This is a genomic window from Vibrio ezurae NBRC 102218, from assembly GCF_000467185.1.
GTDB lineage: Bacteria > Pseudomonadota > Gammaproteobacteria > Enterobacterales > Vibrionaceae > Vibrio > Vibrio ezurae.
This window is the reverse complement of the sequence record NZ_BATM01000038.1, coordinates 34,452-58,536: the sequence shown is the minus strand read 5'-3', so window position 1 is coordinate 58,536 and position 24,085 is coordinate 34,452. Positions and strand designations below refer to the sequence as shown.

General features: G+C 44.0%; 22 protein-coding genes. 9 read left to right on the top strand and 13 right to left on the bottom strand.

The window, feature by feature from the left end; all coding sequences use genetic code 11:
• Positions 1-447: 447 nt before the first annotated feature.
• The 4 genes from yqiA to nudF are packed head-to-tail and all read right to left on the bottom strand — an operon-like array spanning position 448 to position 2,953.
• Positions 448-1,041, bottom strand: a complete 594-nt coding sequence (gene yqiA / locus VEZ01S_RS12240; RefSeq protein ID WP_021714357.1) for an esterase YqiA — start codon at positions 1,039-1,041, stop codon at positions 448-450.
• A gap of 1 nt (position 1,042) precedes the next feature.
• Positions 1,043-1,861 carry a 3',5'-cyclic-AMP phosphodiesterase gene (gene cpdA / locus VEZ01S_RS12235; protein ID WP_021714356.1) on the bottom strand — a complete coding sequence of 273 codons (819 nt, stop codon included), beginning with the start codon at positions 1,859-1,861 and terminating at the stop codon, positions 1,043-1,045.
• Positions 1,862-1,895: 34 nt separating this feature from the next.
• Positions 1,896-2,336: a DUF1249 family protein gene (locus tag VEZ01S_RS12230; RefSeq protein ID WP_021714355.1), complete on the bottom strand. Its 441-nt coding sequence runs from the start codon at positions 2,334-2,336 to the stop codon at positions 1,896-1,898.
• A complete protein-coding gene (gene nudF / locus VEZ01S_RS12225; RefSeq protein WP_021714354.1) occupies positions 2,315-2,953 on the bottom strand; it encodes an ADP-ribose diphosphatase in 639 nt (212 codons plus the stop codon). The genes VEZ01S_RS12230 and nudF overlap by 22 nt, the downstream gene beginning before the upstream one ends.
• Before the next feature lie 266 nt (positions 2,954-3,219).
• Here nudF and tolC point away from each other — a divergent pair, with 266 nt between their 5' ends.
• A complete protein-coding gene (gene tolC, locus VEZ01S_RS12220; protein ID WP_021714353.1) occupies positions 3,220-4,536 on the top strand; it encodes an outer membrane channel protein TolC in 1,317 nt (438 codons plus the stop codon).
• Between the two features lie 118 nt (positions 4,537-4,654).
• On the opposite strand, the gene hldE is transcribed toward tolC, so the two are convergent.
• The 3 genes from hldE to VEZ01S_RS12205 form a co-directional block, all read right to left on the bottom strand.
• Positions 4,655-6,085, bottom strand: a complete 1,431-nt coding sequence (gene hldE, locus VEZ01S_RS12215) for a bifunctional D-glycero-beta-D-manno-heptose-7-phosphate kinase/D-glycero-beta-D-manno-heptose 1-phosphate adenylyltransferase HldE (RefSeq protein ID WP_021714352.1) — start codon at positions 6,083-6,085, stop codon at positions 4,655-4,657.
• A 107-nt stretch (positions 6,086-6,192) separates the two neighbouring features.
• On the bottom strand, positions 6,193-9,054 hold the full coding sequence (glnE, locus tag VEZ01S_RS12210) for a bifunctional [glutamate--ammonia ligase]-adenylyl-L-tyrosine phosphorylase/[glutamate--ammonia-ligase] adenylyltransferase (protein WP_021714351.1): 2,862 nt from the start codon (positions 9,052-9,054) through the stop codon (positions 6,193-6,195).
• Positions 9,055-9,176: 122 nt separating this feature from the next.
• Complete coding sequence (locus VEZ01S_RS12205) at positions 9,177-10,694, bottom strand: CYTH and CHAD domain-containing protein (RefSeq protein ID WP_021714350.1); 1,518 nt, start codon at positions 10,692-10,694, stop codon at positions 9,177-9,179.
• Between the two features lie 187 nt (positions 10,695-10,881).
• Between VEZ01S_RS12205 and VEZ01S_RS12200 the strand changes: the two genes are divergently transcribed.
• The 3 genes from VEZ01S_RS12200 (at position 10,882) to VEZ01S_RS12190 (ending at position 13,641) form a co-directional block, all read left to right on the top strand.
• The gene (locus tag VEZ01S_RS12200) at positions 10,882-11,562 is read left to right on the top strand and encodes a TIGR00153 family protein (RefSeq protein ID WP_021714349.1); all 681 of its coding nucleotides are present in this window, start codon (positions 10,882-10,884) and stop codon (positions 11,560-11,562) included.
• 45 nt (positions 11,563-11,607) lie between these two features.
• Positions 11,608-12,873 carry an inorganic phosphate transporter gene (locus VEZ01S_RS12195; protein WP_021714348.1) on the top strand — a complete coding sequence of 422 codons (1,266 nt, stop codon included), beginning with the start codon at positions 11,608-11,610 and terminating at the stop codon, positions 12,871-12,873.
• 156 nt (positions 12,874-13,029) lie between these two features.
• Positions 13,030-13,641, top strand: a complete 612-nt coding sequence (locus VEZ01S_RS12190) for a TIGR04211 family SH3 domain-containing protein (protein WP_021714347.1) — start codon at positions 13,030-13,032, stop codon at positions 13,639-13,641.
• Positions 13,642-13,724: 83 nt separating this feature from the next.
• On the opposite strand, the gene VEZ01S_RS12185 is transcribed toward VEZ01S_RS12190, so the two are convergent.
• Both VEZ01S_RS12185 and VEZ01S_RS12180 read right to left on the bottom strand, forming a co-directional pair.
• On the bottom strand, positions 13,725-14,594 hold the full coding sequence (locus VEZ01S_RS12185) for a general secretion pathway protein GspB (protein WP_021714346.1): 870 nt from the start codon (positions 14,592-14,594) through the stop codon (positions 13,725-13,727).
• Positions 14,594-16,267 (bottom strand): ExeA family protein, encoded by a 1,674-nt coding sequence (locus VEZ01S_RS12180; protein WP_021714345.1) that lies wholly within the window; start codon positions 16,265-16,267, stop codon positions 14,594-14,596. Before VEZ01S_RS12180 ends, VEZ01S_RS12185 begins: the two co-directional genes overlap by 1 nt.
• A gap of 168 nt (positions 16,268-16,435) precedes the next feature.
• Here VEZ01S_RS12180 and VEZ01S_RS12175 point away from each other — a divergent pair, with 168 nt between their 5' ends.
• Positions 16,436-17,668, top strand: a complete 1,233-nt coding sequence (locus tag VEZ01S_RS12175) for a multifunctional CCA addition/repair protein (protein ID WP_021714344.1) — start codon at positions 16,436-16,438, stop codon at positions 17,666-17,668.
• Positions 17,669-17,732: 64 nt separating this feature from the next.
• Here the strand turns inward: VEZ01S_RS12175 and VEZ01S_RS12170 are convergent, their stop codons facing one another.
• Genes VEZ01S_RS12170 through folB form a run of 3 tightly spaced genes read right to left on the bottom strand, consistent with a single transcriptional unit; the run spans position 17,733 to position 19,398 of the window.
• On the bottom strand, positions 17,733-18,536 hold the full coding sequence (locus tag VEZ01S_RS12170) for an undecaprenyl-diphosphate phosphatase (protein ID WP_021714343.1): 804 nt from the start codon (positions 18,534-18,536) through the stop codon (positions 17,733-17,735).
• The gene (folK, locus tag VEZ01S_RS12165) at positions 18,536-19,042 is read right to left on the bottom strand and encodes a 2-amino-4-hydroxy-6-hydroxymethyldihydropteridine diphosphokinase (protein ID WP_021714342.1); all 507 of its coding nucleotides are present in this window, start codon (positions 19,040-19,042) and stop codon (positions 18,536-18,538) included. The genes VEZ01S_RS12170 and folK overlap by 1 nt, the downstream gene beginning before the upstream one ends.
• Positions 19,039-19,398 carry a dihydroneopterin aldolase gene (gene folB, locus VEZ01S_RS12160; RefSeq protein WP_021714341.1) on the bottom strand — a complete coding sequence of 120 codons (360 nt, stop codon included), beginning with the start codon at positions 19,396-19,398 and terminating at the stop codon, positions 19,039-19,041. Before folB ends, folK begins: the two co-directional genes overlap by 4 nt.
• 172 nt (positions 19,399-19,570) lie before the next feature.
• Between folB and plsY the strand changes: the two genes are divergently transcribed.
• A complete protein-coding gene (gene plsY, locus VEZ01S_RS12155; protein WP_021714340.1) occupies positions 19,571-20,164 on the top strand; it encodes a glycerol-3-phosphate 1-O-acyltransferase PlsY in 594 nt (197 codons plus the stop codon).
• 127 nt (positions 20,165-20,291) lie between these two features.
• Here plsY and tsaD read toward each other — a convergent pair whose 3' ends face one another.
• Complete coding sequence (gene tsaD, locus VEZ01S_RS12150; RefSeq protein WP_021714339.1) at positions 20,292-21,308, bottom strand: tRNA (adenosine(37)-N6)-threonylcarbamoyltransferase complex transferase subunit TsaD; 1,017 nt, start codon at positions 21,306-21,308, stop codon at positions 20,292-20,294.
• Between the two features lie 221 nt (positions 21,309-21,529).
• On the opposite strand from tsaD, the gene rpsU reads away from it, so the two are divergent.
• The 3 genes from rpsU (at position 21,530) to dnaG (ending at position 24,068) form a co-directional block, all read left to right on the top strand.
• A complete protein-coding gene (gene rpsU, locus VEZ01S_RS12145) occupies positions 21,530-21,745 on the top strand; it encodes a 30S ribosomal protein S21 (protein ID WP_001145625.1) in 216 nt (71 codons plus the stop codon).
• A gap of 25 nt (positions 21,746-21,770) precedes the next feature.
• The gene (locus VEZ01S_RS12140; protein ID WP_021714338.1) at positions 21,771-22,214 is read left to right on the top strand and encodes a GatB/YqeY domain-containing protein; all 444 of its coding nucleotides are present in this window, start codon (positions 21,771-21,773) and stop codon (positions 22,212-22,214) included.
• 87 nt (positions 22,215-22,301) lie between these two features.
• A complete protein-coding gene (gene dnaG, locus VEZ01S_RS12135) occupies positions 22,302-24,068 on the top strand; it encodes a DNA primase (protein WP_021714337.1) in 1,767 nt (588 codons plus the stop codon).
• Positions 24,069-24,085 lie beyond the last annotated feature (17 nt).

The following is a 24,085-nucleotide window of genomic DNA, read 5'->3' as shown; positions in this document are numbered from 1 at the left end:
ACTACTCAATTGGAGAGCATCTGAGTGTGTTGCTTTTACACTCAGAAAGGCATAATTATAGGTACTTATATGAACTTATCATTCTAGCGGGTTCAGAGGCTTGATAGAGCATGGCAATTTTTGATTGTAGAATCGCTACTCATCAAAAAATTGTAGTCTTATTTAGCCACATTTTTCCTACGCTATTTCTGATCACTTAAATGACGGTGATTGATATTAAAGTTGTTAAACGGCAATGGCAGATGAATTGATTTCAGGTCATTTATTAACCGTGAGACAACTTGACTGCTTTACATAGTCTGGCGCAGTGGCGGTGATGTCAAGTTTGCGCTCAGATCCTGATAAAAAAGCATGACAATTGAGCAGTTATCAAACAAACCTTATACATTGTCGTTAAAGATGCATTGCCTGCCGCTAAAGGTGTATTGTCGCTAAAGGCTTATCACACTAGAGTTGAAGAAACTCCACGATCGCGCTTGGGTAGCGCTCAAACCCTATAAAACTATGATCACCATTTTCTTCTACCGTCTGTTTGCATCCCTTATATTTATCGACTGCTTGACGATAATCGAGTACTTCATCCCCTTTTTGCTGCAATAACCAAAAACTTGCCGTATCACTGATAGTAGGGACATCAATCGACCTTAACTGCTCTATATGAATCGCTTCGAGTCGATACTCTTCTTCGGTATAAGGGTTGAATTGCGGACCTAAATAATCTTTGAATAACTCAAAAGGTCTTGCTGCTGGATTAATTAAAGCCGCTTTAAAGCCATACTCTTTATTTAGCCAAGTCGATAAATATCCGCCTAGTGAGCTTCCCACAACTCCGACTTGATACTCTTGACTCAATTCGTCACAAAGGGTGCGCAAGTATTGAATACAAGACTCAGGGTAGACAGGCAACTGTGGCGACACAAAACGAATATCAGGTCTGCTCGTTTGGCAAAACTCTCGCATCAATTCGGCTTTGTGTGAGGATGGAGAGCTATTGAAGCCGTGTAAATACAACAGCAGTGATGGCTTTTTATCAGCAGTCATCTTAATAGCCTTGAGCCTCAAAGTCAGGGACAAAACACCCTTCCGCTAAACGGTATAACTGAGTCTCTAGGTGTCCATTTTTATGCAACTGCAAATGGCGCCAACCCGGCGGTAATGAGTCTAATGCGAACTCATGGGTATTGGCCTTAAATTGAATGCAGGTTGAAGGTGTCGCAAGCACCTTGATGCCATTATATTCTTCTTCAAAATCTTGATGCACATGCCCACCGACGACGGCGCGTACATTGCTGTGTTTTTCGAGAACATTCCAAAATTGCTCAGCTTTTTGCAACTTGTGTTGATCAAGCCAAGTGCTGCCAATAGGCAATGAATTATGATGAAGCAGGACTAACGTGTGTCGTTCAGGATACTGACTCAGTTTTTCATCCAGTAAATCAAGTTGCTGCTGTTCTAAGTACCCGTGTGGTAAGCCTTCTACTTGGCTATTTAGCATAATCAGTTGCCAATACTCTCCAGCAAACACATGTTCAACTTCGTTAATTTGTGTCGAAGGAAAAACACTGCCCATATTGGCTTTCAGATCGTGATTGCCAGGCAACCAATAGCAAGGTTTCACTAATTTTTCGATACCATTGGCAAAGCGCTCATAAGAGGCAATCGAATGATCTTGAGAGATATCACCCGTGGCGACAATGGCATCAAAGTACGGGTTTCGTGCGGCAATATCTTCTACTACGGCTTGAAAACTCGACCCAGTATTCACACTCAACAAGCACCCTTCGTCATCAGCGAATAAGTGCGTATCTGTAATTTGTAGTAATTGGACGGTCTCTTCCGCCGCAACTATTTGCTGTTCCACAATCTGTCTTTCCAATAGTATTTATAATCTGAGCTCATAGTAGGGGCTCTCTACTAATTCCCATTTTTAAGCAAAATGTCAGCCAGTCACCAAGAAATTGATTTAACTGGTGCTTTTCATCTTTCTGCACCATTTTCTTGTTTGGGTAATCATAACGAGCATTGACTACTCTCATTTTTTCACTTGCACACACTTCTGCAACCCTTGCATCGTGATATAGACGTACCGTCATGCTTGGAAGTGGAAAAATGGGATGTATATCACACTGATAGACGTTCACCAAGGTGGTATAACGAGTAATTTCCAGAATATTAATCTGATAAACCAACTCCTGCACCTGATAAGTTCGCTTATCTCCTACCGCAGATGGACGAGGAAGCAACGCATTTAACTTTGCGTAGTTGGTTTCATACAGACGCATAAGCCCTGCAAAATCAACATGATAAGTTGAGTTTATTTTTCTTGAGTTAACCATTGCTGCCTCAGTTGTTGATGATTCAACATCAACCACTGAATTGTTATGATGGATGCTGCGTTCTCGATTGTACCATTTTTCACTAATTGGTAAGCCTCTTCTCTATTTAGGACGTGTACTCGGATATCTTCCCCTTCCGACTCTAAGCCAAAAAAGCCTCCTGATAATGGAGCGTCTATCTGACCAATATACAATTCTATACGTTCAGAGCAGCCCCCAGCTGAAGGGTAATACCCACTAATATGCTCAATAGATTTCACCTCCAACCCAGCTTCTTCTACTGACTCTCTTTTCGCCACATCCAGCGGGTTTTCACCGTCTTTATCTAGCATTCCAGCCACCACTTCCAGCTGCCATGGTCGCGTATCACCCAATGCACCTACACGTATTTGTTCAACCATAACAAGCTGATCAGTAACCGGATCATAAGGTAGAATCGCCACTGCATGCCCTCGCTCAAATAGCTCTCGTTCGATCTCTTCACTCCAACCTCCAGCAAATAAGCGATGACGAAACTTCACCTGAGTAAGGGAGAAGAACCCTCGAAACAGAGTTCTTTTTTCAATAACTTCAACATCTTTGTTGTGAAATGTAGGGTACGAGCTAGGGTTAAACATACACATTCTCTTTTAATCAATGAATGACAATGGATTTTAGGTCATGGCTAATTATCATGGATAAGAATTACACCGTATGTACAGATAATGAACTGTATTTATTAAACAAAACAGGTAACAATAGCCATATTATTGTTTTTTGTAGTACCCTATACGACACTGTATAGGATGCTGTGTAAAACTGTGTAAAAACAGTTCAAATTCAAACCAATACCTATATCCTAAACAATTAAATATAAATTTAAGTAGCAGGAAGAGTTACGACAATGAAGAAAGCGCTGTCCATCTTTATCTCAGCTTCTCTGTGCGGTCTGTCTTTATCAGCCTATGCAGAAAACCTAGCTGATGTTTATAATCAAGCGAAAAATAGTGATCCTCAGCTGTTACGCTCGGCTGCTCAACGCGATGCAGCTTTCGAGTCTATTAGCTCATCACGCAGCTCCTTACTTCCGCAAATTAACCTAACCGCTTCTTATGATTATGGTGAAGGTTACACTGGCGCAAGAACAAACGCTTTTCAAGCAGGTGTGGGCCTAAGCCAAGAGCTTTACCAACGCTCAAGCTGGGTTGCACTTGAAACTTCAGAGAAGCAAGCACGCCAAGCAGATTCAGCCTATGCAGCAAAACAGCAAGATCTCATTCTTCGTACTGCAACGGCTTATTTTGAAGTGTTAAGAGCTAAAGATACTCTTGAGTTTGTTCAAGCAGAAAAAAGTGCTGTTGAACGTCAGTTAGATCAAGAAAAGCAACGCTTTGATGTTGGTCTATCTGCGATTACTAACGTCCATGAAGCGCAAGCTGAATACGATAGCGTACTCGCGGAAGAAGTTACCGCAAGAAATGCTTTAGTGAACAGTTATGAATCACTACGCGAAATTACAGGTACAGGTCATAAGAACCTAGATATCCTTGATATTAAACGTTTCTCTGCCGCTAAATCAGACAAAACAAACGAAGCATTGGTCGAACAAGCACAACAAGAAAACCTAAGTTTACTTGCGGCTCGTATCAATCAAGATATCGCAAGAGACAACATCCGTTTAGCAAGCTCAGGCCATCTACCTTCACTGACGTTTAATGCAGATGCAGGATACGGTAACGGTGAAATCAGTGGTACTGATGTTGACGACACTAAATACAACCTAGGTATTAACCTTTCTGTTCCATTGTATACTGGTGGTAGCGTTACCTCTCAAGTAAAACAAGCCGAATACGATTACGTTGCTGTAAGTGAAGATCTAGAAGCGTCATATCGTTCAGTGGTTAAAACGGTTCGTGCATCAAATAACAATATTGACGCCACCATCGGCTCTATCCGTGCATTTGAACAGTCTCTAGTCTCTGCCGAGTCCGCACTATCTGCGGTTGAAACTGGCTATGAAGTAGGTTCACGTACTGTTGTTGATGTGTTGGACTTTACCCGTCGCGTATTTGAAGCAAAACGCAACCTATCTGATGCTCGTTACAACTACATCATCAGCGTACTTCAATTAAAAGAAGCCGTGGGTACACTAAGCGAACAAGATATTTTAGACATCAACGATGGCTTAAAACCTGCACCTGCAGAATCTAAATCGTCTTAAGTGATTGCAAAATAAGAACAAAAAAAAAGGCTAGTCAAATGACTAGCCTTTTTTTATGACGGCGATATCCGCCTTCTAGCTTCTAGCTTCTAGCTTCTAGCTTCTAGCTTCTAAAAAATTACTCTTTTCCGCCTTTGATAGCTTCAATGATTTCCGTCGTTGAACAACCATTTTCAAAATTAAGCACTTCGACTCGTCCGCCCGCAGCAATCACTTCTTCTCCACCCGCAATTTCTTCAGGCTTATAATCACCGCCTTTGACTAATAAGTCAGGCAGAACTTCAGCAATCAACCTTTGTGGTGTGTCTTCTGAAAATGGCACCACCCAATCTACTGCGCCTAATCCTGCTAGAACCGCCATACGACGATCGGTTGGGTTAACAGGTCTTGCAGGACCTTTTAGACGTTTCACTGAATCATCGGTATTGACTGCAACAATTAAGCGATCGCCCAATCCCGCAGCGTGGTTTAGGTACGACACATGACCGGCATGTAAAATATCAAAACAGCCATTAGTCATAACGACTCGCTCACCCTTAGCTTGCATCTTTTTCACTGCGGCAATCAGTGCTTGTTCGCCAATCACACCAAAATCAGTGTCTTGTGAACCATGCATAGCTTCGGCAAGTTCAATGGTCGATAATGTAGATGTACCCAGTTTACCCACTACAACGCCCGCTGCGGCATTCGCCAGCGCACACGCTTCGTCTAAACGTTTACCCGCCGCAACGGAAGCAGCCAATACTGAAATTACCGTATCACCCGCACCAGTAACGTCATACACTTCTTGTGCTTGAGTCGGAAGGTGGAATGGAGGAAGACCTCGACGTAATAGCGTCATACCGTGCTCACTGCGAGTCACTAGCAAGGCTTCTAAATCGAACTTTTCAATCAGTTCTAATCCCTTTTCTGCCAATTGCTGATCATCTTTAATTGGACCAACAACACACTCAAACTCTGACATATTTGGGGTCAATAGTGTTGCACCGCGATAGCGCTCAAAATCCGCACCTTTCGGATCAACAAAAACCGGCACGCCTGCTTTTCTTGCTTTTTCAATCATGGATTTAGAGTGCTCTAGCGCTCCTTTCGCATAATCAGACAAGATAATGGCTTTGCTGCTTTGCAAAGAACTGTCTAGACGCGACAGTACTTTTTGAGAGTCGATATTCTCAAATTTGTCTTCAAAATCTAAACGAATAAGTTGCTGACCTCGACTCATCACACGCAATTTAGTGATGGTTGGATAGTCAGGTAAAGAAATAAAGTCACACTGCACGTTCAATGCACTTAACTTTTCAGTTAATACGCGAGCAGGTTCATCGTCACCGGTGAGACCGATCAAGTGCGAAGCGCCCCCTAATGCCGCGATATTCATCGCAACGTTAGCCGCACCACCTGGACGCTCTTCGTTATTTTCAACCTTAACTACTGGCACAGGTGCTTCAGGCGAGATTCGACCTGTTGGACCGTACCAATAACGGTCAAGCATCACATCACCAACAATAAGGACATCCGCCTCGCTATAATCAGGCAAGATTGGTTTCATAACGACTCCACATAATTATTTTTACTTTCAATTTTTGCTTTCAATTCTAGCATAGCTAAAGATATATCAAAGCAATGCTAAGCTTTTGAGCAATTTAACATTGTTCGTTATCTCGGTTGCGTATCTAGCATCCATTCAGACCACAGGTCGCTGACCAGCTCACGCTGTTCTACGAACTTATCTTGCGCCACATTCGCATCTAAATTAAGAAGATTACGTCTATGGATTTCATTTCTCATAGAGGTATACGCCTCAGCCAATATCTTCGCTTGCGGTGCTGAAAGTAAGTTCACTTCAACAAGGCTATCTAGGATACGAACATTGTCAGACCATTTTGTCAGGCGAGTGTGCTGATGTGCGTAGTTCAGCACCCAATATTGGGTCAAAAATTCAATATCGGTGATTCCGCCCGGATCTTGTTTTAGCATAAAGCGATCTTTTTCTTTACCGCCAAGATGATCACGCATTTTCTCTCGCATTTTGACCACCTCACTGCGCAACTGCTGCGCATCACGCGCAATGCAAAGCACCTTATTTCTGACCTTAGCAAATGCATCCACCAATAAGGCATCGCCGTATATAGGTCGGGCACGCACCAGAGCTTGATGCTCCCAAGTCCAAGCTTCTGTCAGTTGATATTCTTCATACGAATCAATTGGGCTTACCATTAATCCTGATGCCCCTGACGGTCTTAAACGAGTATCGATTTCGTAGAGGATTCCTGAGGCTGTACGTGTTGAAAATAGGTGTGTGATCCTTTGTGCAAGGCGAAGATAGAACTGTCGGCCATCAATAGATTTCTCACCATCGGTATAGGCTGATAATGGACAATCGTGCACAAATACAATATCTAAATCAGAGTTATAGCCTAACTCCCAGCCACCCACTTTTCCGTAGCCAAGCACCGCAAACCCTCGGCCTTCACGACCTTCAAGGTGATTAGGTTCTCCATATTTCGCCGCCATTTGACGCCATGCTTGGTTGATGACCTGCTCGACAATGGCTTCGGCTAAATACGTTAAGTGGTCACTGACTTGCATCACCGGCAATACCCCTGCGATATCCGCAGCCGCAATACGTAAAATGCAGGTTTGTTTAAATTGACGCAGTGCTTCCATCTGTTGCTCCATATCCTCTTCAGGGATACGAGCCAAATAATCTCGCAGTTCTGATTTATAGCTACTTAACTCAACTGGCTTGTACAACTGCTGTGGATCCAGCAACTCATCCAGCAAAATAGGATAACGCCCTAATAGCTCAGTGATCATAGGACTTGCGGTACACAGTCTAATCAGTTGTTCTAACGCGGCTGGATGTTCATCAAGCAGTTCAAGGTAAGTTGTTCGAGTGACTATTTTTGCCAGCACCGTTAGCACTCGCTCTAAGCCAAACTCTCCTTCAGGATGAGAGAATACTGTATATAACAACTTAGGCATTAAGTGCCTAATGACCTCTCTCCCTCTTGGCCCTAATGTTTTCTTCGTTAGCTCGGATTTAAAATGGCACACACTATTAGAAAGATCGGAAAGATCCTTCTCTTTTACATCAAGGGACAACTCTTGCAAGATCCCCTGCACTTGTTCTGGATCTTTCGCTAAGCTCCATAGCTCCATATAAACGGGATCAATACTTTGACCGTGCTCTTCTTCATCTCCAATCAACTCTTCAAAAACACTGTGCACATTCCCCATATGTCGACTGAGTTCAGCTTGCAGATCGCAATACTGCTCAAAGCCCATCACTAAGGCAAGCTTGCGTTGATTGTCTTCATCATCAGGAAGTGTTTGAGTTTGCTTGTCTTCCATCGCTTGCAGTAAGTTCTCAAGACGACGCAAAAAGCGATACGCTGACATCATTCCATCGACATCACTAGGTTCTAATAACTGCTGCTGTTGAATGGCGTGTAAGGTTTCAAGCAAGCCTCGACCACGTAAGCTCGGCTCTCGACCTCCACGAATCAATTGAAAGACTTGCGCAATAAACTCGATCTCACGAATGCCACCCGGCCCCAACTTAATATTATTGGTTAGCCCTCGACGGCGCACTTCGCTACGAATCATTGCTTTCATACGACGCAGTGATTGAATGGCACTGAAATCAATGTAGCGACGGAACACAAATGGGCGCAACATCTGACGAAGCTCTTGATATTGCGGATACATTTCTCGCCCCATCACCCGAGCTTTAACCATCGCATAGCGCTCCCAATCACGCCCTTGTTCTTGATAGTAATCTTCCAGTGCGGCAAAGCTCATCACCAGTGGGCCACTTTCACCAAACGGGCGTAAACGCATATCTACCCGATAACAAAAGCCATCCAACGTGTTCTGATCCAAAGACTTAATCAAGCGCTGACCCAGTCGAGTAAAAAATTGTGCGTTAGCTATAGGGCGTCTCGCCCCTTCCGTTTCGCCATTTTCTGGATAGGTAAAAATAAGGTCGATATCGGATGAGAAATTTAATTCGCCACCACCCAGTTTCCCCATACCAATCACTAACATTGGCTGATCGGAACCATCAGAGCCTTTCGGTGTGCCCCATAATTTACAACAATCAGCATAATGCCAAGCGTAGCTTTCAAAAATCATCGCCTCAGCCAGCACAGAGACATGCTCTAAACTCTGCTCAATAGGCCAACTGGCAACGATGTCTCTCCATGCGATCGTAATAATCTCATGATTGCGAAAGTCTCTGAGCACCTTCATCACTTGATTTTCATCCTGACAGGCCGCCAGTTGAGCATGTAGATCAGTTCGATAATTGAGACAGCGCTGTTCACTTTGCAACATCTCAGGAAGCTTTAATAGCAGGGCTTCATCACACAGCAATCGATTGAAAATAAAAGCGCTAAAATTCACGACTTTATTAAGTTCTTCAAGCCTTTGCGTAGGCCACTGCTCAGTGACAAAAGGAAACTTACTGGTCAGTTGCTGATATCTAACGGTGGCGTGTTCTGAATTGAGAAGCATAAAAATCCATTATTGCGTTCAAAAGAAGGAGGGCGTGTATAAAGCATAAAAAAGCGCTAACCCAAGGGCAAGCGCTCTATTTCGGAAATAAGAGGTAGCGGTGCTAGATAAAAGGCTAGCCGCTAGCTTTTCCAGTATGGGCGCGCTTCCATACACATTGCTCGAGTTTGTTCCATGGCATATAAAATAGAAGCTTGTTGACGCTCCAACCAACGTTGCAATTGATCTTGCTCTTCACCTTGCAGTTGATCCACTAATTGAAACACAGGCTCAAGCATTAACAGATCATCTATCCCTTGCGCTAAGTCAGCCCACGGCAATCGGAAAGATTGACGAGGTTCGGCATCAAATAATGCCGCAAAGCAGATTCCGGAGAATAAACAACGCTTAAGATGATAGTGCTCTTCTATATAGTCTTTCGACGTTAAAGTTTGTTCAATAGGAAAAGCACTGACCATTTCTGCCCAGGTACGATCCAGTTGATCTTGCGCAAACGAAACTAGGTTTCCTGACATTTTCTTACTGGCTTTAGTATCTAAGAATGGTTGCCAACCCTTAGTCAGCACCCAACGGCTTAGATCGAGAATAACGCCAGTATATCGAGAAGATTCAAGTAATTGTAATACATCCTCTTCTGTGGATAGATCCGCTCTTACTCTTTTAAGCTGCTTCACTAACGTCTTCTGAGTATCCAGCTTACGCAATGCATGCCCTTTATCCTCAGTCAGATCATCAAGATAGTCAGCAGCTTGTACCCACAGCAACTCTTGCTCTAGCCATTTTAATTCTTGTCTTAATATAGCGCTGGCTCGTCGAGGTACAATTCCGCCAAATACGGATAAGGTTTGTCTTACAAAACTCAACGAATAGCAAATTTCATTAAGACAGGCCATTGAGGGCGCTTCAACATACGCTTGTTCGTGATACAACCAATGAGACAATGCATGCTCCAGAGACTTAATAAAGCACTCTTCAACGCTGTCTTGCACCGCTACATCCACCAAGCCCAAGTGTTTAGGTTCACTGCCCGTAAAACCTTGTGCTAATCGATAGCCTCTTGCCGCCTTGCTTAAATTACCAAGACGCATGCCGCCGTCTTCACACAGTTGTCTGGCTAAAGTAAATAAAGCATCTGTTTGACCAGACTTTAATTCCAGCTCAACTTCACAAATTGTCGAAGACTTCTCGGATGCAACAACTTCACCCTGATCAAAGGCCACTTCAACTTGGCTACCATCAGGCATACCGACTAACCAGAGTTCACGAGTAAAGTTTGTCGCGAATAAAGGTTGTAGTTGCGAGGCTAACTCTTCAACAGTACGCCCATCTGGCCAGATGGTTTCTGGATGCAAAGCAAGGTCAGGATCGTTACTGGTGTGTTCTGCATTGTACTCTGGACGCTGGTGTAAACCTGCGACCACTCGGCCTGATGTTTTGACCGTTTGTACATAGACATCGTCGAAACGACGAATACGCATACCAATATCGTGGGTTCGCAGCCAGTTGTCTGGAGTATCAAAATAAATGTTACCCAGTTCTCGGCTATTATGTTGAAGGATTTTGTTTTGGGGGATTTTCTCTTTTAATACTTCAGAGAATTGTGGCGAAACAAAAAATTTCAGCTCTATTTCAGTTTCCATAAATCACTCATAATCGACTGTCTATAGCAGATTAAATCGAATTTAGTTTGTCAGCAAGTGACATTCAGCTGATCTAAATCACAAAAAAAATGCCTTTTGTGCAATTTTAAATCACATAAACCCTTTTAATACTAAAAAAACCTATTATAGTTACACCCCAGCATGACAATCACATGACAATACAAATATGCCAGTAAATACCATCATTGGTTTATTCGCAAAATCGCCGATAAAACCGTTGCAGCAGCACGGAGCAAAGGTCCAGGAGTGTGCATCACTCTTGCCAGACTTTTTTGCTGCGTCAAATGCGAACAACTGGGAAAAGGCGGCAGAATACCGTCAACAAATTTCTACGCTAGAAAAAGAAGCTGATGCTCTCAAACGTCAGATTCGTTTACATCTACCAACAGGCCTATTTATGGCTTTTGATAGAGGTGATCTGCTGGAATTACTAACTCAACAAGATAAAGTAGCAAATATTGCTAAAGATATCTGTGGCCGTGTTCTAGGCCGAAATCTACTTGTACCTGAAGCTTTGCACGAAGACTTCTTAGCATACGTTAAGCGTTGCTTAGATGCTGTCGGACAAATGTATAGGGTAATTAACGGGTTAGATGAACTGCTAGAAACAGGCTTCAAAGGACGTGAAGCAGAACTGGTTGAATCGATGATCGATGAACTCGATCGAATAGAAGATGATACTGACCAAATGCAGATTGAATTGCGTCGAAGCCTCAGAGAAATTGAAGATCAATATAATCCAATTGATGTGATGTTCTTGTACAAAATCCTCGAGTGGGTTGGAGGCATTGCGGACCAAGCGCAGCGCGTTTGTGCTCGTCTAGAGTTGATGATAGCGCGTAGCTAATCATTCTCCACCTCATTTCAACTTATTAATATCAAAGGATATTTAATGGATATTCTAGCTAACTACGGCACTATACTTCTTATCTGTGCTGCCGTATTCGGTTTTATGATGGCTATCGGTATCGGTGCCAACGATGTGGCTAATGCTATGGGCACCTCTGTAGGGTCTAAAGCATTAACTGTAAAACAAGCGATTATCATCGCCATGATTTTTGAATTTGCAGGGGCTTACCTTGCAGGTGGTGAAGTTACCGACACGATTCGTAAAGGGGTTATTGACACCTCTCTGTTTATCAATACACCGGATCTCCTTGTTTTCGGTATGATGTCAGCCCTACTGGCGGCGGGTACTTGGTTACTAGTGGCCTCTTATATGGGATGGCCTGTATCAACCACCCACTCCATCATTGGTGCCATCATTGGTTTTGCGACCGTCTCTGTCGGTTCTGATGCAGTTGACTGGCATTCGGTACAAAACATTGTGGGCAGTTGGGTCATTACGCCGTTTATATCGGGGTTATTTGCCTATTTTATTTTTGTCAGTGCGCAAAAGTTTATATTCAATACCGATAAACCGTTAGAAAACGCAAAACGTTATGTACCTGGCTATATGTTCTTAACCACGATTGTGATTTCACTAGTGACCATTAAGAAAGGCCTAAAACACGTTGGCTTATACCTATCGACAACTGAAGCATGGATTTGGTCTATTGTGCTCTCTTTAGTTGTAATGGTGATTGGTTATCTCTACATCCAAAAGCGTTTCAAGCTTGATAGCAAAAACCATGAACATAGCTTTACTGGTGTTGAGCAAGTCTTTAGCACACTCATGGTCATTACTGCTTGTGCAATGGCATTTGCTCATGGCTCTAACGATGTTGCGAACGCAATCGGTCCATTGTCAGCCATCGTCGCTACGATTAGCAACATGGGTGAAATTGCAGAGAAAACTCAAATTGCTTGGTGGATTCTTCCTCTTGGTGGCGTAGGTATCGTTGTCGGTCTTGCCACTATGGGTCACAAAGTAATGTCGACAGTGGGTACTGGTATTACAGAATTAACCCCAAGCCGTGGTTTTGCAGCGCAGCTTGCAACCGCAAGTACCGTTGTTCTGGCTTCTGGTACAGGTCTACCGATTTCAACCACTCAAACCCTTGTAGGTGCTGTTTTAGGCGTGGGGTTTGCTCGTGGTATTGCAGCACTAAATCTAGGTGTAGTACGTAACATCGTCGTCTCTTGGGTCGTCACTCTACCTGCCGGAGCATTGCTTGCGATTGTGTTCTACGAGATCATGTTGATGATTTTCACCTAAGTAAAATGTCAAATGTCTGTCATATTTTGACAATCTAACGTTATAGAGGGGGGCTTTGGCCCCTCTTTTAGTTGCAGGCGACCTATAATCTACTTACTATTTAGACAATGATGGAATGCATTCCTCACCTGAATCTGATTTTTTGAAGGACATACAGTGAAAAAACTTTTTTTGATCGCTTTTGCTGCTGTGATATCAGCACCTGCGGCATGGGCTCAAACGAGCTACATCTCCGACAACCTATTTACTTATATGCACTCAGGTCCTAGTGCTCAATACCGAATTATCGGTAGTGTTGATGCTGGTACTAAAGTAACGCTAGTGCAAACAAATAAAAAAAGTGGTTATACCGAAGTTGTGGATCAACGTGGTCGTAAAGGCTGGGTCGAGTCTAAATACGTAACGAAAACAGAAGGCATGATCACTCGTATGCCTCGTCTGGAAAAAGAACTGGTTCAAGTTAAAGCCAAACTGGCAAGCTTCAACGAGAAAGCAGACAAAGAGCAAGAAGGCCTAGTTCGTTCTCTAGAATCACGCAATGCGCAAATTGCTGAGATGGAAACAAACTATAAAAAAGTCAGCGACCAACTTCTTTCAGCACAAACTGAAGTGCGTGAGCTTAGAGCTCGCATTGATACGCAAAAAGAAGACCTTCTATTGCGCTACTTCATGTATGGCGGCGGTGTTGCGGGTCTAGGCTTATTGTTTGGTCTATTACTGCCACATATTATCCCTCGTCGTAAAAAATCACCTAACGGTTGGGCATAATTTCCCTTATTTAAGACGGGATATCCGAATCAAAAAAGCTGCCAAAGGCAGCTTTTTTTATGCGTAAAAAACCAATTTACCATTTAGCCATGCCAATCGTACAAGGCCGGTATTTGAATTGTCTCACCCGCAAACTCGACCACTACATAGCGAGGTGCAATTTCAACAAGCTTAGTCTGATCGTTGATCATCTCTCCCTCTTGCAGCTCTTTTCCATTAATTTTCACTAATCGATGCTTAGGGTTACTGGCATACATATGAGTTTGTAAGTTAAGAGCGGGTAAGCGACCTTTATAACGTGCCGTGTTTTTATCTAGCTCATTATTCTTGGTGTGATCCAAGTGAGTGTGCGACTCAGCTTTATCCGTATCGGACGGTTCATCTAATGCACTGGTAATTCGCCCTGCTAACTCCGGTGACAACTGCGATAAGTCTAACTTAGAAAGGTTCCACTCATCGTCCGACTCTTTCTTAGAAGGGCTAGAGGCGATCTTTGCCTTAGGCTCAACCTTAGGTGTAGATGAAGAGGCTTTAGCTCGGGTTGTTGAACTCGCAACGGCTGTTTCTGTGACAGGCTTAGGTTCTTCAGTGACCACTGCCGGCATAATCTTAGGTAATGGCAGCAAAGGTTTTGCAGGCTCAGCAGGCAAATACACAATGTCGAAGCTCGGAGTGGTATCTGCCACAGTCGCGATTGGCGCTTCCTCTACAACCAATACACTGTTGAGTGCAGGGCTTAACATAGCTTCAATGGTACGAGTGGTTGCAGAGCCTGACAGCAAGCTATGGGCTGCGACACCCACACCTAGCCCCACGGCAATCGCAACCACCAGCTTCATTTTTCCCTTACCCGCTTGTGGTCTAGATGATAAGTGAGCCTGTCCGCTACCTTGAATAGATGCCTGTTCAAATTGTTTCTGAGATTGCTCAAGTGCTTTTAATACCTCTGACATTACTGATTCTCCTTGTGATCACTTGCGGCACTTGGCGCACTTGCTTGTGTTGTAGCACTCAGTAACTTAGGCGCATTGTCGCTTGTGAGTCTATCAAGTTGACGTAATGTTTTATTTCCGGCTATGCCATCGGCATCTAATCCTTGCCATGCCTGAAAAGTAGACACTCTTTTCTTCAATTCATCATTAAAGGTAAACGTGTCCAGAGGCGCTGCATTCAACGCTTTTGCTAGCAATTTATCCAGTATTTGTACTTGTTCACCACGACTATCTGATTTGATTGTTTCCAGTATCTCGCTATACCAAAGATATCGAAACTGTCCTTTCCAATGTTGATCAAGCCAAGTCACTGGCAACTGTACTCGCTCTCCTGCCAGTAGCAGAGTCACTCTATCCTTAGTCACACCTTGCAAGATTGCAAAATAGGGCTGAGCATCCTCATACAGAGTAATCACCACAGGGCGATTAGACGCCACAATGGCCGATAAAGACGCTTTACTCTGAAAGCAATGGAACGGTGGCGTTGTGCCATATTCACAGTCGGAGTCCACGATAGAGGCATCAAATCCCCAAAGATGATACAACGCCTGCATCGCGCCCATTGGGGAACGGCTTTGCTCTATTAACTGAGCAAAATGCTGCTGTTGTTGGTTGGCAATGCTCTGCTTGTCCGCCATTTGCTGTTGCAGTTGCTGGGTATGAGCTTGTTGTTCATTGAACTGGGTTTGCAATTGTTGCCACTGATGCCAAGAGGTCAAACCGAGATACGTTGCCCCTGCAATGGCAAGAGATAGTAATGCAGGAGAGAACCAATGATAAGAATGGCTTGAGTGAGTACTAACTTGCGCTTTATTCGCTGTTGGCGCTTGATAAGCCAGCACATCATGACACGCTTTTTTTGCTAAGTTTCGGTCCACGGTTTGTTGCTGACTTAACATGGCATAATACAGCGCCTTATCACAAATAAGGTTGATTAAACGCGGAATACCTTGTGACTGCGAAGCAATAAATTGTACTGATCTATCAGAAAAAATATCTTCACGCCCACCGGCGACTCGCAAGCGAAATCCAATATAATCAGCAATATCTTTTTCCACTAAAGGCAAAAGATGATAACGACCCGTAATTCGCTGCGCTAATTGACGCAACTCGATAGTTTGTAGTTTGTGTTGTAGCTCAGGCTGTCCTACTAACAAAACTTTGAGTAACTTACGGCTATCTGTTTCTAAATTGGTGAGTAAACGAAGCTGCTCTAGCACTTGCGCTGATAAATGCTGAGCCTCATCAATCAACAATAAAGTTTGAATGCCCTTTTTATGATTCTCTAAAAGGTAATGATAAATGGCTTGAGAAAGCTGTTTTAAACTGGAAGGTTGAGTATAAGAAAGTGAAAACTCATCACAAATCGCTTCCAGTAGCTCCACCTCTGAGAAGGTAGGATTCAGTATTAGACCTGAAACCCAATTTCCTTCTAAATTCGCGAGCATGGCTTTAGAGACGGTTGTCTTACCTGTGCCTACCTCGCCGGTGAGCATGGCAAAGCCACCTCCACTATTGAGACCAATTTGTAAGTGTGACAGAGCCTCACGATGGCGCGCACTTAAGAATAAATACTTGGAGCTAGGAACAATTGAAAATGGTTCTTCTACAAAACCAAAAAAATCCTTATACATTTAGAGCTTCTATACATACTTCTTTTCTCATCTGAGTCAAGCTACCATTGAATACAAGAAAGTAAAGCAATCCTTTCATCGGCTAATCGTTGTGTTAGCTAGAGCAAATAATAACGACATACCATTGTCATTACGTTCATCCACAATACCAAAAAGAGAGAATTCATTTTGCAAACCTATCTAGTGGGTGGAGCAGTGAGAGATAAACTGCTCAATATTGAGAACTACGACCGAGACTGGGTTGTCGTGGGCGCGACGTCGCAAATATTGCTGGATCTTGGCTACCAAGCCGTCGGCAAAGATTTCCCTGTTTTTCTGCATCCCAAAACGCATGAAGAATACGCACTGGCTCGCACCGAACGTAAATCAGGAAGCGGTTACACTGGGTTTGATTGCTACTTTGCGCAAGATGTCACTTTAGAAGAAGATCTGATACGCCGCGATCTCACTATCAATGCCATTGCTCAAGATGAATCTGGCACCCTGTATGACCCTTATGGCGGTCAGCAAGATATCCAAAACAAGTGCCTACGACATGTTTCGCGCGCTTTTGTGGAAGACCCTTTGCGTGTATTACGTGTGGCGCGTTTTGCCGCTAAGTTGCATCACCTCGGCTTTAGCGTAGCGCAAGAAACCCTTAACCTAATGCGAGAGATTGTCGATTCAGGTGAGCTACAAACCCTCACCGCTGAGCGTGTTTGGCAAGAGTGGCATAAATCGTTATTAACCCAAGATCCGCAGGTGTTTATTGAAGTGCTACAAGAATGCGGTGCACTCGCCGTTGTCATGCCCGAAATTAGCCGTTTATTTGGTGTGCCACAAACCGAAAAATGGCACCCAGAGATCGATACTGGAATTCACACTCTAATGGTCGCTAAGCGATCGGCACAATTAAGCAAAGTACCCGAAATACGCTTTGCTGCGCAAATGCACGATCTCGGCAAAGGTGTCACACCACAGCAAGAGTGGCCAAGCCATAAAATGCATTGCCATACAGGCCTCAACATCATTGAATCCCTCTGCAAGCGCCTACGCGTGCCGAATCAATACAAAGAGTTAGCACTGCATGTGTGCAAGCAACACTCCAATATTCATCGAGCACAAGAGCTAAAAGCCACAACCGTTTTGCGCGTGCTGGATAGCTTTGATGTATGGCGTAAACCAAACGTACTAGAGCAAGTATTAATGACCTGCCAAGCCGATACGCAAGGACGACTAGGGCATGAGTCTACTCCCTACCCGCAACGAGACTACTTTGTCGCAACCTATCAAGCTGCGCTCTCGGTGAATGTACAGCAAGTCATTAAAGACGGTTTTACTGGCAAAGATATCAGAGAAGAGCTCAACAAACGCCGCACTGAGGCAATTGAGCAAGTGAAACAAAGCTGGCATTGGCGGTAAAAAATCGGCATAAAAAAGGCCTCCAAAGTTTACCTTTGGAGGCCTTTCATTTTGTGGTTATCAATTACTGAGTCAGCAAGAAAGCAAATAAACCTGCACCCAATAACAATCGATAAATCACAAATGGCGTCATTCCCATACGAGAGATCAGTTTAAGGAAGTAGTGAATACAAATATAAGCACTCACAAACGAGACCAAAATACCGGTAGAAAGCACACCTAAATGCATTGGTTCAGGACTAAGAGCCAATTTAGTCCCCAAGTAGCCACCAGCTAACGTAATAATTGGGATAGACATTAAAAACGAAAAGCGCGCCGCAGCCTCACGAGTAAAGCCAAGATATAACGCCGCGGTAATGGTGGCCCCTGAGCGTGATGTTCCCGGAATCATCGCCATCGCTTGAGCAATACCAATAATGAGCGTCTTTTTCCAAGTGGCTTGATACTCGTCTTTAGTCAAAGTTGAGGTTTTGTCTGCGTGCCAAAGCAATAAACCAAAGATGATCGTAGTACAGGCGATCACCCAAGCACTGCGCAAATACAGCTCAATCAGATCATTTAAAAATAACCCGGCAAGTCCGGCAGGAATAGTCGCAAGAATGATCATCCATGCTAACTTGGATTCTTTATTGTGTTGCTGTTTAAACACGGAGCCAAAAAATGCACGTAAAAGGGTTATCACTTCGTGTTTAAAGTAGATCACAACGGCCAGCAAAGTGCCTACGTGAACGGCAACGTCAAACGCCAGTCCTTGATCCTCCCACCCTAAAACCGCAGAAGGTAAAATCAGGTGAGCAGAGCTCGATATAGGTAAAAATTCCGTTAGCCCCTGAATCAAGGCCAGGGCAAAAGCTTCTAAATAACTCATTAATTATCATCACTTAAATGAAGAGGGGTCGCCGTAAGGTTCGACATCCCCCCGATAGACAAAAATTGTTGTTGCCAAATTTGGCGGATGCTACGCCCGTCCCCAGGAACAATCAGTTCAGGGCAAAGTTCGTACAAAGGTTGCAGTACAAAGTTGAATTCAACAATGTCCTTCCTTGGTATTTGCGGCGCTTGCGGGCTTTGCAGATCACCAAATAAAAGAATATCAATATCTAACGTACGATCTTGTTTCTTTTGGGCGTTAAGCGGACGACCATAAGCCAGCTCAAGCGCTCGCAAACGATGACAGAATTCAGGCAAAGCTAAATCCGTCTCTAGGCCGACCACAAAGTTGTAGAACTCAGCGCCATCAAATCCGGTTGCAGGGCAACTGTAAATCGTAGAGATTTGCAGATTACTCCCTAAACGTTGCAACTCTATGATCGCAGCGCGAGCGTGCTTATCTCGTTCGATGTTGGTCCCAATACCTAAATAGGTTCGGGTCACAATGCACCTCGCTCAATGACAACACCAACGCTTGCCGCTTGTGGCACAGCGCCAGGCTTACGAAGCTTGATTCGAATCCAAGGAACATTAAATTTATCCATAATTAGGCTGGCGATTTCTTCCGCCACTCTCTCTACTAGCAAGAATCGACCACCCTCAATATGAGCAAGAACCGCTTGACTGACAGAGAAGTAATCTAACGCATCTTCAACATTGTCACTGTGTCCTGCAGCTTGGTTATCGTGAGCCATTTCTATATCAAGCACTAGTTTTTGCTTGATCTCTTGCTCCCAGTCATACACCCCAATAGTGGTAATTACCTCGAGCTGTTCGATAAAAACTCGGTCTTGATTCATTATTTCGATCCTTTAATTGCCTCTTTCGGTAGTAAATTCTTGCAAAACAAGTTCAAATACATAGATTGAGGTCGGATAAGCTAAAAGTATAAAAAAACGTAATATACTACATTGAATGCCCTACTATCATCCCGATTCAATCGATATTAGCTACAAAGTGTAAAGGATATCTATGACAGCAACGGCTCTACTCATGATCATCTTGGCCTATTTATTAGGCTCAGTGTCGAGTGCCGTTCTCATTTGCCGGGTATTTCGCCTTCCTGACCCTAGAACAGCAGGCTCAAACAACCCCGGTGCGACCAATGTAATGCGCATTGGAGGAAAGCTACCTGCGGTACTTGTTCTACTATGCGATATGGCAAAAGGGACCATCCCTGTTTGGTCAGCCTACTACCTCGATCTTGATCCTGTGATGTTAGGTTTGATTGGTATTTCGGCCTGTATTGGCCACATTTATCCCATTTTCTTCCACTTTAAAGGTGGCAAAGGCGTAGCAACAGCGGTGGGGGCGATTGCCCCTATTGGCTTTGATTTAACGGGCTTATTGATGGGAACATGGTTAATTACCGCAGTAGTCTCACGCTACTCTTCACTGGCGGCCCTAGTAACCGCTTTAGTCGCTCCGCTATACACTTGGATGATCAAACCGCAATACACCTTGCCGGTGGCAATGCTGTGCTGTCTTATTATCTGGCGACATCAAGACAATATTAAACGCCTGTTTTCTGGAGAAGAGCCTAAGGTGGGATCTAAAAAGCTGTAATTACGCCGATAGCCTTTCCCTCTCTCTCCCCATCAAATAGTTCACATTCAACGCATAAAAAAACCGACCTAGTTAGGTCGGCTTCATATCAATCTAGTTTAGCGACGGTAATAACCAAGCAAAATAACTAGGCAATCGGCTCTAGCTGATCGATAGGCCAGCGAGGCTGAGCTTTAACACCTAAACCTGATGTTTCACCATTTTTCAAACGTTGCATACCTGCATAAGCGATCATAGCGCCGTTGTCGGTACAGAACTCGGTTCTTGGGTAGTAGACTTCACCGCCCACTTTCTTCGCCAAGGCTTCAAGTTCAAGGCGCAATTGTTTGTTGGCACTTACGCCACCCGCAATCACAATGCGCTTCATGCCTGTTTGCTGTAGCGCACGTTTACATTTAATCGCCAACGTCGCACACACCGCTTCTTGGAAGGCATACGCAATATCAGCGCGAGTTTGCTCATCGTTGTCATTGCCAGAGATAGTATTGGCAGCAAAGGTTTTTAAACCCGAAAAGCTCATATCCAGCCCCGGACGGTCAGTCATAGGACGAGGGAACTTAAAGCGACCTGGCGTTCCTTTTTCCGCTAAACGAGATAACAGCGGACCACCTGGGTAATCCAGCCCCATCAGTTTAGCCGTTTTATCAAAGGCTTCCCCCGCAGCATCATCAATTGATTCGCCAAGAATTTGATATTCACCAATTGCTTTCACTTCGACGATCATGGTGTGACCACCCGAAACAAGCAGCGCAATAAAAGGAAACGGCGGCGGGTTATCTTCTAGCATAGGTGCCAGCAAATGCCCTTCCATGTGGTGTACTGGCACCGCAGGGACATCCCACGCATACGCAATACTACGGCCAATAGTCGCACCGACTAACAAAGCACCCACTAGGCCTGGGCCTGCGGTATAAGCGATGCCATCAATGTCGGCAGAGGTTAAGTTGGCTTCTTTTAATGCTTCTTTCACTAATGGAATGGTTTTTTTCACATGATCGCGAGAAGCGAGTTCTGGAACCACGCCACCATAATCAGCGTGTAGCTTCACTTGACTATATAGTTGATGTGAAAGCAAACCTTTCTCTTCATCATAAATAGCAACTCCCGTCTCATCACAGGAGGTTTCAATACCTAAAATACGCATGCATTTCTCGCGACTTCTTTAATGTGTGGCAAGTTTACCTTGTCCTAATTGTTCAAACAAATGATTGATCGTTTTCTCCGCAATAAAATGCTTTACAAACGCTATCAGTTCGGATTAAAATTCCGCACCATTTTTGATCAAACTGGTTATTCCCCTTGCAAGTTAACTTGCCCAGAAAGTGGAACCCAGTATTAACGAATAACCCCTGAGGTGAAAGGCATATGCCAGTAGTTAAAGTACGTGAAAACGAACCGTTCGACGTAGCTCTACGTCGCTTTAAGCGCTCTTGCGAAAAAGCAGGTATTCTTTCTGAAGTGCGTCGTCGTGAGCACTATGAGAAACCAACTACAGTTCGTAAACGCGCTAAAGCAGCTGCTCAAAAGCGTCACGCTAAGAAGCTAGCTCGTGAAAACGCACGTCGCGTTCGTCTTTACTAATCCCCGATATTATTAGGAATTAGTAATGGCTCTTATTGAGAAACTCAAAGAAGAGCAAAAATCTGCGATGAAAGCCAAGGACAAACCGCGCCTTGGCACTATTCGTTTAGCCCTATCAGCAATTAAACAACGTGAAGTCGACGAGAGGATTACTCTGACCGACGACGATATCATCGGTGTGCTGACTAAAATGGTTAAACAGCGTCGCGATTCTGTCGCTCAATATGAATCTGCCGGTCGTCAAGATCTTGCGGACATTGAGAAAGCTGAAATTACAGTACTTGAGGAATTTATGCCTCAACCGCTGAGCGAAGAAGAAGTATCTGCATTAGTTGATAGTGCAATTACCGAATCTGGTGCTGCGGGCATGCAAGATATGGGTAAAGTAATGGGCGTTCTCAAACCACAAATTCAAGGGCGCGCAGATATGGGTAAAGTGAGTGGTTTAGTTCGTTCTAAACTGGCTTAAATCCCAATAAAAATTAAAGCAAGCCGTGCTATTCATTGAATGCACGGCTTGTTTGTATCTCGCACAAACGAACTTTCTTTAGGATCTATGGCTGGACACATACCACGTACCTTCATTGATGACCTACTTGCTCGACTGGATATTGTCGATATCGTTGACGCGCGAGTAAAACTAAAGAAACAAGGCAAGAACTACGGTGCTTGCTGCCCATTCCATAACGAGAAAACCCCCTCTTTCAGTGTTAGCCAAGAAAAGCAGTTTTATCATTGCTTTGGTTGTGGTGTTCACGGGAATGCCATCGATTTCATGATGGAATACGAACGTCTTGAGTTTGTCGAAGCCATTGAAGAGCTTGCCGCTCATCTCGGTTTAGAAGTTCCAAGAGAACAGCGTCAAGGTGGCTTTAGTAGCCAAGGCCCGACCGCCAATACTGAACAGAAACGTAGCCTATATGATTTATTGGGCAGCATCGCTAACTTCTACCGTTCGCAATTAAAAACGAGCGCCGGAAAAACCGCGATTGAGTACTTAAAAAACCGAGGGCTCAGCGGAGAAATAGCACAAAAATTCGAGATTGGTTTCGTAGCGGATGAATGGGATTCGGTACGAAAACAATTTGGTCAGCAAAAACAGGCACAAGATGCGTTAGTCAGTGCTGGCATGCTCATTGAAAACGACAAAGGTAATAGATACGACCGCTTCCGTGGTCGAGTCATGTTCCCTATTCGTGACCGTCGTGGTCGAGTGATTGGTTTTGGTGGACGCGTCTTAGGTGACGGTACGCCAAAATATCTCAACTCACCGGAAACGCCCATATTCCATAAAGGCAAAGAGCTTTATGGTTTATATGAAGTGCTACAAACTCATCGCTCGCCAGAACAAATTCTGGTGGTTGAAGGGTATATGGATGTAGTCGCTTTGGCGCAGTTTGGCGTGGACTATGCGGTAGCCTCACTTGGCACCTCTACCACTGGCGATCACCTGCAAATGCTATTTCGTCAAACCAGCAATATTATTTGTTGTTATGACGGGGATAGAGCCGGTCGTGATGCAGCATGGCGAGCAATGGAAAATGCCCTGCCTTATTTAAACGACGGGCGTCAGCTTAAGTTTATGTTTTTGCCGGATGGCGAAGACCCTGATACCTATATCCGTCAACACGGTAAACAGGCTTTTGAAGAGCAAGTTCGCAGTGCGACGACGCTATCAGAATTTATGTTTCAAACTTTAATGCAGCAAGTGGATACCAGCAGTAAAGAAGGCATGGCTAAGTTAAGCACTTTAGCTATCCCTCTGATTAGTAAAGTACCGGGCGGTACACTGCGTATGTATCTGCGTGAATTACTTGGACGAAAACTAGGTTTAGTCGATGAGCGTCAGCTGCAACAATTGATCGCCAAAACAGACGAGCAATCTGCGCGTCCAGCGCCGCATAAGAAGATAGAAAGAACGCCAATGCGTGTTGTCATAGCATTATTGCTACAGAACCCGCATTACGTAGAGTTAATACCAAACCTAGATTCAGTTAGTCAAACTAACCTACCTGGGCTAAGTTTATTACTCGATGTGGTTGATAAGTGTATAAATCATCCCCATATCACCACTGGCCAGTTATTAGAGCACTGGCGAAATCAAAAAGAAGAACGCATATTGTCACTTCTGGCAAGCTGGGATCTCCCAACTTATAAGGAAGAAGACAATCATGACGATATATTTTGTGATTCACTGGATAAAGTAATTTACCAGTGTATTGAACGGCAAATTGAAACCCTACAAGCGAAAGAAAGAAGTGTCGGCTTATCAGTCGAAGAAAAAAGGGAGCTGCTGGCTTTAATGCTAGATTTAAAAGCATGAGACCCTGAACGCTTGTA

Coding starts and splice junctions, on each gene's coding strand:
- VEZ01S_RS12185 (WP_021714346.1), bottom strand. CDS start 14,594: ATGTCAGAGGTATTAAAAGCACTTGAGCAATCTCAGAAACAATTTGAA.
- dnaG (WP_021714337.1), top strand. CDS start 22,302: ATGGCTGGACACATACCACGTACCTTCATTGATGACCTACTTGCTCGA.
- VEZ01S_RS12170 (WP_021714343.1), bottom strand. CDS start 18,536: ATGAGTTATTTAGAAGCTTTTGCCCTGGCCTTGATTCAGGGGCTAACG.
- VEZ01S_RS12230 (WP_021714355.1), bottom strand. CDS start 2,336: ATGGTTAACTCAAGAAAAATAAACTCAACTTATCATGTTGATTTTGCA.
- VEZ01S_RS12200 (WP_021714349.1), top strand. CDS start 10,882: ATGCCAGTAAATACCATCATTGGTTTATTCGCAAAATCGCCGATAAAA.
- nudF (WP_021714354.1), bottom strand. CDS start 2,953: ATGTTTAACCCTAGCTCGTACCCTACATTTCACAACAAAGATGTTGAA.
- tolC (WP_021714353.1), top strand. CDS start 3,220: ATGAAGAAAGCGCTGTCCATCTTTATCTCAGCTTCTCTGTGCGGTCTG.
- VEZ01S_RS12140 (WP_021714338.1), top strand. CDS start 21,771: ATGGCTCTTATTGAGAAACTCAAAGAAGAGCAAAAATCTGCGATGAAA.
- VEZ01S_RS12195 (WP_021714348.1), top strand. CDS start 11,608: ATGGATATTCTAGCTAACTACGGCACTATACTTCTTATCTGTGCTGCC.
- folB (WP_021714341.1), bottom strand. CDS start 19,398: ATGAATCAAGACCGAGTTTTTATCGAACAGCTCGAGGTAATTACCACT.
- rpsU (WP_001145625.1), top strand. CDS start 21,530: ATGCCAGTAGTTAAAGTACGTGAAAACGAACCGTTCGACGTAGCTCTA.
- VEZ01S_RS12205 (WP_021714350.1), bottom strand. CDS start 10,694: ATGGAAACTGAAATAGAGCTGAAATTTTTTGTTTCGCCACAATTCTCT.
- tsaD (WP_021714339.1), bottom strand. CDS start 21,308: ATGCGTATTTTAGGTATTGAAACCTCCTGTGATGAGACGGGAGTTGCT.
- plsY (WP_021714340.1), top strand. CDS start 19,571: ATGACAGCAACGGCTCTACTCATGATCATCTTGGCCTATTTATTAGGC.
- hldE (WP_021714352.1), bottom strand. CDS start 6,085: ATGAAACCAATCTTGCCTGATTATAGCGAGGCGGATGTCCTTATTGTT.
- VEZ01S_RS12180 (WP_021714345.1), bottom strand. CDS start 16,267: ATGTATAAGGATTTTTTTGGTTTTGTAGAAGAACCATTTTCAATTGTT.
- glnE (WP_021714351.1), bottom strand. CDS start 9,054: ATGCTTCTCAATTCAGAACACGCCACCGTTAGATATCAGCAACTGACC.
- yqiA (WP_021714357.1), bottom strand. CDS start 1,041: ATGACTGCTGATAAAAAGCCATCACTGCTGTTGTATTTACACGGCTTC.